Source organism: Streptomyces jumonjinensis, from assembly GCF_009600885.1.
Classification (GTDB): Bacteria; Actinomycetota; Actinomycetes; order Streptomycetales; family Streptomycetaceae; genus Streptomyces; species Streptomyces jumonjinensis.
The window spans coordinates 20876-27733 of record NZ_VCLA01000031.1 but is presented as its reverse complement, the minus strand read 5'-3'; the positions used below and the strand labels follow the sequence as shown (position 1 = coordinate 27733).

General features: G+C 72.5%; 5 protein-coding genes. 2 read left to right on the top strand and 3 right to left on the bottom strand.

Annotation, left to right across the window (positions count from 1 at the left end; translation table 11 throughout):
• Positions 1-458: 458 nt before the first annotated feature.
• Positions 459-818, top strand: a complete 360-nt coding sequence (locus tag FF041_RS04510; protein WP_153521118.1) for a hypothetical protein — start codon at positions 459-461, stop codon at positions 816-818.
• Positions 819-1006: 188 nt separating this feature from the next.
• Here FF041_RS04510 and pepN read toward each other — a convergent pair whose 3' ends face one another.
• From pepN to FF041_RS04495, 3 genes are all read right to left on the bottom strand, one after another.
• Entirely contained in the window at positions 1007-3532 is a 2526-nt protein-coding gene (pepN, locus tag FF041_RS04505; RefSeq protein WP_153521117.1) for an aminopeptidase N, read from the bottom strand.
• A 188-nt stretch (positions 3533-3720) separates the two neighbouring features.
• A complete protein-coding gene (locus FF041_RS04500; protein ID WP_153483448.1) occupies positions 3721-4056 on the bottom strand; it encodes a chorismate mutase in 336 nt (111 codons plus the stop codon).
• 11 nt (positions 4057-4067) lie between these two features.
• Positions 4068-4952: a helix-turn-helix domain-containing protein gene (locus FF041_RS04495; RefSeq protein ID WP_153483449.1), complete on the bottom strand. Its 885-nt coding sequence runs from the start codon at positions 4950-4952 to the stop codon at positions 4068-4070.
• Positions 4953-5035: 83 nt separating this feature from the next.
• Between FF041_RS04495 and FF041_RS04490 the strand changes: the two genes are divergently transcribed.
• Positions 5036-6781 carry a glycoside hydrolase family 35 protein gene (locus tag FF041_RS04490; protein WP_153521116.1) on the top strand — a complete coding sequence of 582 codons (1746 nt, stop codon included), beginning with the start codon at positions 5036-5038 and terminating at the stop codon, positions 6779-6781.
• Positions 6782-6858 lie beyond the last annotated feature (77 nt).

Below are 6858 nucleotides of genomic sequence, written 5' to 3'. Positions count from 1 at the left end.
CGAATCAGGGGCCCGGACCAGGGACCAGGGACCCGGGACGCCCGCACCTGGCCGGGGCATGAGCCCGGGGCGCACGTACGGCGGGAGTACGCGTCCGGCGAGGGCGCTGGTCCGGCGAGGGCGCTCATCCGGCGGGGCGAGCTGAGCGCGCGTGCTTCGCGGCTGTCCGCGCAACTCATTGGGCAGAGGCCCAATTTGCCCCTTACGATGGGGATATGGAGCCACGGAGCTCGTCAGTGAATCCGTCGAACCCATCAAATCCGCCGAACTCACCGAATCCGCCGAATCCGTCGAACTCACCGAACCCGTCGAACTCACCGAATCCGCCGGACCATCCCCCCAAGACCCCGCCGCCGCCGAAGAAGCCGCCGAACCCGCCCCGGCCGTCCGAGCGGCCCATCGGGGCAGGGGCAGCCGAGCCGGTCCGTACGACGACCGGCAGCCGGGCCCGCCGGATCATGGCGAACCGGCAGGGCGCCGCGTGGACGCTGGAGGCCCGGCCCTGGGCCGAAGCACGGGCGGTGCGCAACGTCGAGCGGCAGCTCACCCGGTGGGGCCTGCCCATGCCGGCCGGTCTGGAGGCCGTCGTCCGGCTTCTCGTCTCCACCACCGCGGCCGACGGCGGCCGGCACATCAGCCTTCACCTCGCCGAGGAGAACCGCCGGATCCTCGCGCTGGCGCTCAGCCACCGGGCGGACCCGCCGCCCCTGAGCGAGGGCGTCCTGACCCGGCTCCAGGGGCTCGGCGCGCTGAGCTGCGGCACGGAGAGCACGGTCGAGGGGCGACAGGTGTGGGCCGTGGTCCCCGCGACGGTCTGAAGCCGTAGTCCCCACGACAGCCCGAGGCCCATGTCCCCACGACAGCCCGAGGCCCATGTCCCCGCGACAGCCCGAGGCCCATGTCCCCGCGACGGCCTGAGGCCATGTCTCCGCGACCGTCTGAAGCCGTGGTCCCCGCGACCGGTGGGCGGGCAGGGCTCGCCCACCGGTACGGCGCGGCGTCCGGGTCAGGCCCCCCGGACCGAGAGCGCCCGGCGGACGTCGTCCAGCTGGTCCACCAGGCGGCGGCGGAGGGCCGGGGTCATCTCCATGTCCCGCAGGCACCGTTCGCCCAGGTCCAGCGTCTCCTTGTCCACCGTGTGCAGGGGGAAGGCGAAACGGCCCGCCAGCTCCGCTATCGCCGGGCCGCGGCGGGCCGCCAGCTCCACCGCCGCCGGGAAGTAGCGCGGAATCCACTCCCGTACCAGCTCGGCCTGTTCCGGCTGCCAGAAGCCCTGGGCCGTCGCCGTGAAGAGGTAGTTGGAGAGGGAGTCGTCGGCGAACATCCGTTCCCAGGCCGCGGCCTTGGCCTCCGGGTCCGGCAGTGCCGCCCGGCAGCGGGCCGCGCCCTCGCGGCCCATGGCGCTCGGGTCGAGCTCCAGCTCCGCCGCGATCGCCCGCTCGTCCGTCGCGCCGAGGACCGCGAGCCGGAAGAGAATCCGCCAGCGCAGCTCCGGGTCGAGCTCGGGGCCGCCGGTGACGCTGCCGTCGGCGAGCCACTCCTGGATCGTCTCCGGCTGGGCCGCCGCCGCGATGAAGTGGCGTACCGCGATCAGCCGGAGCCCGGGGTCGCTGCCGTCCTCCGTACGGCGCATCAGCGCGCGGCAGATCTCCCTGATGACCCCGAGCGCCGCGGGCCGCTCCTCGGCGGGCAGATAGCAGCCGCCGATCTGCCCGACCGCGAAGGCGAGCACCCCCTGCACGATCGCGAGATCCGACTCGCGCGGCAGCTGGGCGCGGGCGGTCTCCAGATACTCCATGGGGGCGAGTTCGCCGTCGCGGACCATGTCCCGGGCCGCGTTCCAGACGACGGCGCGGGTCAGCGGGTCGGGGATGCAGGAGAGCACCCGGCGTGCGGTCTCCCAGGAGGCCGCGTCGAAGCGGATCTTGGCATAGGTGGTGTCGTTGTCGTTGAGGACCACGAGCGCGGGGCGGCGGCCGGGGTGGGGCCCGTCCGGCTCGCTCTGGGGCACGTCCAGTTCGAAGCGCTCGCGCAGCGCCAGCCGGTCCGGGTCGACCGGATCGAGGTCGTAGGCGGCCACCGCGACCCGGTGCGGCCTCTCGCCGTCCTGGGCGACGGCGAGCGACCAGGTGCCGCCCGACTCGGTGACCGAGGGGCGCAGGGTGTCCACCCCGCTGGTGCGCAGCCAGGCCCGTGCCCAGGAGTGGACATCGCGGTCGGTGGCCTCGGCGAGGGAGTCGATGAAGTCGGCCAGGGTCGCGTTGCCGAACCGGTGCCGGGCGAAGTGGATGTTGATCCCGGCGAGGAAGTCCTTCTCCCCCATCCACACCACCAGCTGCCGCAGCGCCGACGCGCCCTTGGCGTAGGAGATGCCGTCGAAGTTGAGCATCGCGGACGCGGTGTCGGGGACGGCGTCCGGGTCGGGGGCGACGGGGTGGGTGGAGGGCCGCTGGTCGGCGTCGTACCCCCAGCCCTTGCGGTTGACCGCGAAGTCGACCCAGGTGTCGGTGTACCGGGTGGCCTCGGTGAGGATCTGGAAGCCCATGTACTCGGCGAAGGACTCGTTCAGCCAGAGGTCGTCCCACCACACCATGGTGACGAGGTCGCCGAACCACATATGGGCCATCTCATGGGCGACGACCATGGCCCGGGTCTGCCGCTCGGTGTCGGTGACGGCGGAGCGGAAGACGAAGTCGTCGCGGAAGGTGACCAGTCCGGGGTTCTCCATCGCGCCCGCGTTGAACTCGGGGACGAACGCCTGGTCGTAGGAGTCGAAGGGGTACGGCTCCTCGAACCTCTCGTGGAAGCGGTCGAAGCACTGGCGGGTGACCTCGAAGAGTTCCTCGGCGTCCACGTCGAGGTACTCGGCGAGCGAGCGGCGGCAGTGCAGCCCGAAGGGGAGCCCGGCGTGCTCGGTGCGCACCGAGTGCCAGGGTCCGGCCGCGACGGCGACGAAGTAGGTGGCCAGCGGAGGGGTGGGGGCACAGGTCCAGACGCCGTCGCCGTCGTGGGCGGCGACGCCGTTGCCGAGGACGCTCCAGCCTTCCGGCGCCTTCACCGTCACCTCGAAGACGGCTTTGAGGTCCGGCTGGTCGAAGGCGGCGAAGACCCGCTGGACGTCGTCCAGGAACATCTGGGTGTAGACATAGGTCTCACCGTCGCTGGGGTCGGTGAAACGGTGCATGCCCTCGCCGGTGCGCGAGTACCGCATGTCCGCCTCGACCACCAGCTCGTGCTCGCCCGCGCTCAGCGCGGTGAGCGGGAACCGGCTGCCGTCGAGCAGGGCGGGATCGAGGGGCTCTCCGTCCAGGGCGATGGAGCGCAGTACGGCCGGCTTGAGCTCGACGAAGGTGTCCGCGTCCGCGCGGGCGGTGAACTGTATGACAGTACGGGAGCCGAAAGTCTCCTCCCCGCCCCCGGATGATTCGGGAGGGACCTCGGTTCCACTGGTCAGATCGAGGTCGATCAGGTACCGGTGGACGTCGAGAAGCTGGGCTCTGTTCTGCGCTTCGTCGCGCGTGAGTACGGACATGAGGGCAATGCTGCCTGATGGGAGCCGCCGAGCACACGGGGTATCGATTGCGCTGTCAGCGCATCGGAGTGTGCCTCGGCGCTCACAGGCCCCGTACGGGCTTCGAGCGCGGTATGCTTCCCGGCCACCGGATCGGCTACGTACTGTGACGAAGCCGGTACCGGCAGCCGGGCAGACAGGCCGGGCGTTCAGCCGGTGGGCTCCGGATCGGAGCCGTCCGGGTTGGCCGCGATCGTCTCGTGGTGGCGGATCACCTCGGCGATGATGAAGTTGAGCAGCTTCTCGGCGAACGCCGGGTCGAGCCTCGCGCTCACCGCGAGCTCCCGCAGCCGTTCGATCTGCCGGGCCTCGCGCTCCGGATCGGCGGGGGGCAGCTGGTGCTGGGCCTTGAGCCGGCCGACCTGCTGAGTGCTCTTGAACCGTTCGGCGAGCATATGGACGAGGGCCGCGTCGATGTTGTCGATGCTTCCCCGGAGCCTCTCCAGCTCGGCCCGTACGCTCGCGTCGATGTGCCTGGTGGTCATGGTCTGCGAGCTTACGTGGACGCGGTGGGGATCGTCGGGGGGTGCTCGGGATGCGGGACGCGGTCGCTCCAGCCGCCGGGGACGGCGCGTCCCTGCTGGCGGCGGAAGCGTATGGGGGCCGTTCCCACCCGGCGGGTGAAGAGCCGGGAGAAGTAGGCCGGGTCCTCGTAGCCGACCCGGCGGGCGACGGCGGCGACGGGCAGTTCGGTGGCGGCGAGGAGCTCCTTGGCGCGGCCGAGGCGGAGCGAGAGCAGATAGTCCTTGGGGCTGCATCCGGCGCCCCGGCGCACGGCGGCCCGCAGCTCGGCGGGGGTCATCCGGTTGCGCGCCGCGTGCTCGGCGACGGAGAGCGGGAGGAAGGCGTCCCGGGCGAGCGCGGTGAGCACCGGGTCTCCCGCCGGGTTGGTGTCGGCCCGGGCCCGGCGCAGGGCGACGAGCAGCTCATGGACGGCGGCGGCGGTCTCGACTTCGAGGAGCGGATTGCCCCGGCGGGCGGCCCTGGCGATCCGGCCGACTGCGGCGCGCGGCCCCGCCGTGTCGGAGAGCGGGACGACGGTCCGCTCGGTCTCGATGTAGCCGAGCTCGGTGTAGGTGGCGGTGGCCGATCCGGTGAAGTCGACGAAGCTCTCGTCCCAGCCGCCGGGGTCGGGGCCGTAGTGATGCGGCACTCCCGGGACGAGCCAGATCAGCGCGGGCGCGATGATCTCGGTGCGCTCCCCGTCCGGGGTGCGGTACCAGCCCCGGCCCGCGCCGATGACGACGGCGACATGGTGGTCGAGGGTGCGGGGGCCGACCGTGGGCAGCGCGCCGTGCTGAAGCCCGACACCGAGACAGACCAGGCCCAGACGGTGATGGACCGGGCCGGGAGTGAAGTAGCGCATCCAGGTGTGGTACATCCGCCTCCGCCTCCGGGGTTGTGTCCAAACAGCGCCGATCTTTGTCCATGGACCGGTCCGCCGCCAGAGCCGATGGTGGGGAAATGGCGGATTTCAGGGTGGGTGAGACGGACTTCCTGGTGGACGGCCGGCCGGTGCGGCTGCTGTCGGGCGCGCTCCACTACTTCCGGGTGCGCGAGGAGCAGTGGGACCACCGGCTGGCGATGCTGCGCGCCATGGGGCTCAACTGCGTGGAGACGTACGTCCCCTGGAATCTCCATGAGCCCGCGCCGGGCGAGTGGGACGACCCCGGGGCGCTCGGCCGGTTTCTGGACGCGGCGCGGCGGGCCGGGCTCTGGGCGATCGTGCGGCCGGGCCCGTACATCTGCGCCGAGTGGGAGAACGGCGGGCTGCCGCACTGGCTGACCGGCGCGCTGGGGCGGCGGATGCGCACGGCGGACCCGGAGTATCTCGCCCTGGTACGGCGCTGGTTCGCCCGGCTGCTGCCGCAGGCGGCGGAGCGGGAGATCGGCCGTGGCGGTCCGGTGATCATGGTGCAGATCGAGAACGAGTACGGCAGCTGGGGCAGCGACGCGGAGTATCTGCGGCAGCTCGCGGAGATCGTGCGGGAGTGCGGGATACGGGTCCCGCTGTTCACCTCCGACGGGCCCGAGGACCATATGCTGACCGGCGGTTCGCTGCCGGGCGTCCTCGCGACGGTGAACTTCGGCTCGAAGGCGCGGGACGCCTTCGACACACTGCGCCGCCACCGGCCCGACGGGCCGCTGATGTGCATGGAGTTCTGGTGCGGCTGGTTCGACCACTGGGGCGAGGAGCACGCCGTACGGGACGCGCGGGACGCGGCGGGGACGCTGCGGGAGATCCTCGCGCTCGGTGCGTCGGTGAATGTGTACATGGCGCACGGAGGGACCAACTTCGGCGGCTGGGCGGGGGCGAACCGCTCCGGCGAGCTCCAGGACCGGACGATCGAGCCGACGGTCACCTCGTACGACTATGACGCGCCGATCGACGAGGCGGGCCGTCCCACCGAGAAGTTCTGGCGCTTCCGTGAGGTGCTGGAGGAGTACGCGGACGGTCCGCTTCCGGCGGTGCCGCCCGCGCTCCCCGTGCTGGGCGGGCCGGTGCGGGCCGTGCCGGACGCGTGGGCGCCGCTGGCGGAGGTGCTGGAGCGGCTCGGCGACGACGAGATCGAGAGCCCGGTCCCGCCGACCTTCGAGGAGCTGGGCGTGGACCGTGGCCTGGTGCGCTACCGGGTACGGGTGCCGGGGCCGCGCCGCCCCTTCTCCCTGCGGGTGACCGGGCTGCGGGACCGTGCGGTGGCGTACGTCGACGGAGTGCGGGCGGGGGTGCTGACGGAGGAGTCCGGGACGCTTCCGGAGCCGGTGGCGGGGCCTGCGGAGGTGGAGCTGTGGGTGGAGTCCCTGGGGCGGGTCAACTACGGCCCGAGGACCGGTGAGCCGAAGGGCATCACGGGCGGGATACTGCACGAACGGCAGTATCTGCACGGGGTACGGGCCCGGGGGCTGCGGCTGTCCGCCTTCGGCGCGGAGGCGGTGGACCGGGTGTCCTTCCGTACGCCGCCGGGCGGGGCGGCCGGTCTGTACCGGGGCGCGGCGCGGGTGGCGTCCCCCGGGGACGCGCGGCTGGAGCTGCCCGGCTGGACGAGGGGCTTCGTCTGGGTGAACGGGGTGTGCCTGGGCCGCTACTGGTCGGCCGGGCCGCAGGACTCCCTCTTCGTGCCGGGTCCGGTGCTGAGGGAGGGCGTCAACGACGTCTGGGTGCTGGAGCTGGAGGAGGCGGGCGGGGAGGTCCTGCTGGGGCCCGTGTGACCGGTCGCGGGGGCCCGGGTGGTGGCAGGGGGGTGTGAGGGCGCAGGCGTGAGGGCACCCCCCTTGATCTGGGGATA

Excerpts from the sequence above, each read along its gene's own strand:
- FF041_RS04495 (WP_153483449.1), bottom strand. The coding sequence starts at position 4,952 with ATGTACCACACCTGGATGCGCTACTTCACTCCCGGCCCGGTCCATCAC.
- pepN (WP_153521117.1), bottom strand. The coding sequence starts at position 3,532 with ATGTCCGTACTCACGCGCGACGAAGCGCAGAACAGAGCCCAGCTTCTC.
- FF041_RS04500 (WP_153483448.1), bottom strand. The coding sequence starts at position 4,056 with ATGACCACCAGGCACATCGACGCGAGCGTACGGGCCGAGCTGGAGAGG.
- FF041_RS04490 (WP_153521116.1), top strand. The coding sequence starts at position 5,036 with ATGGCGGATTTCAGGGTGGGTGAGACGGACTTCCTGGTGGACGGCCGG.
- FF041_RS04510 (WP_153521118.1), top strand. The coding sequence starts at position 459 with ATGGCGAACCGGCAGGGCGCCGCGTGGACGCTGGAGGCCCGGCCCTGG.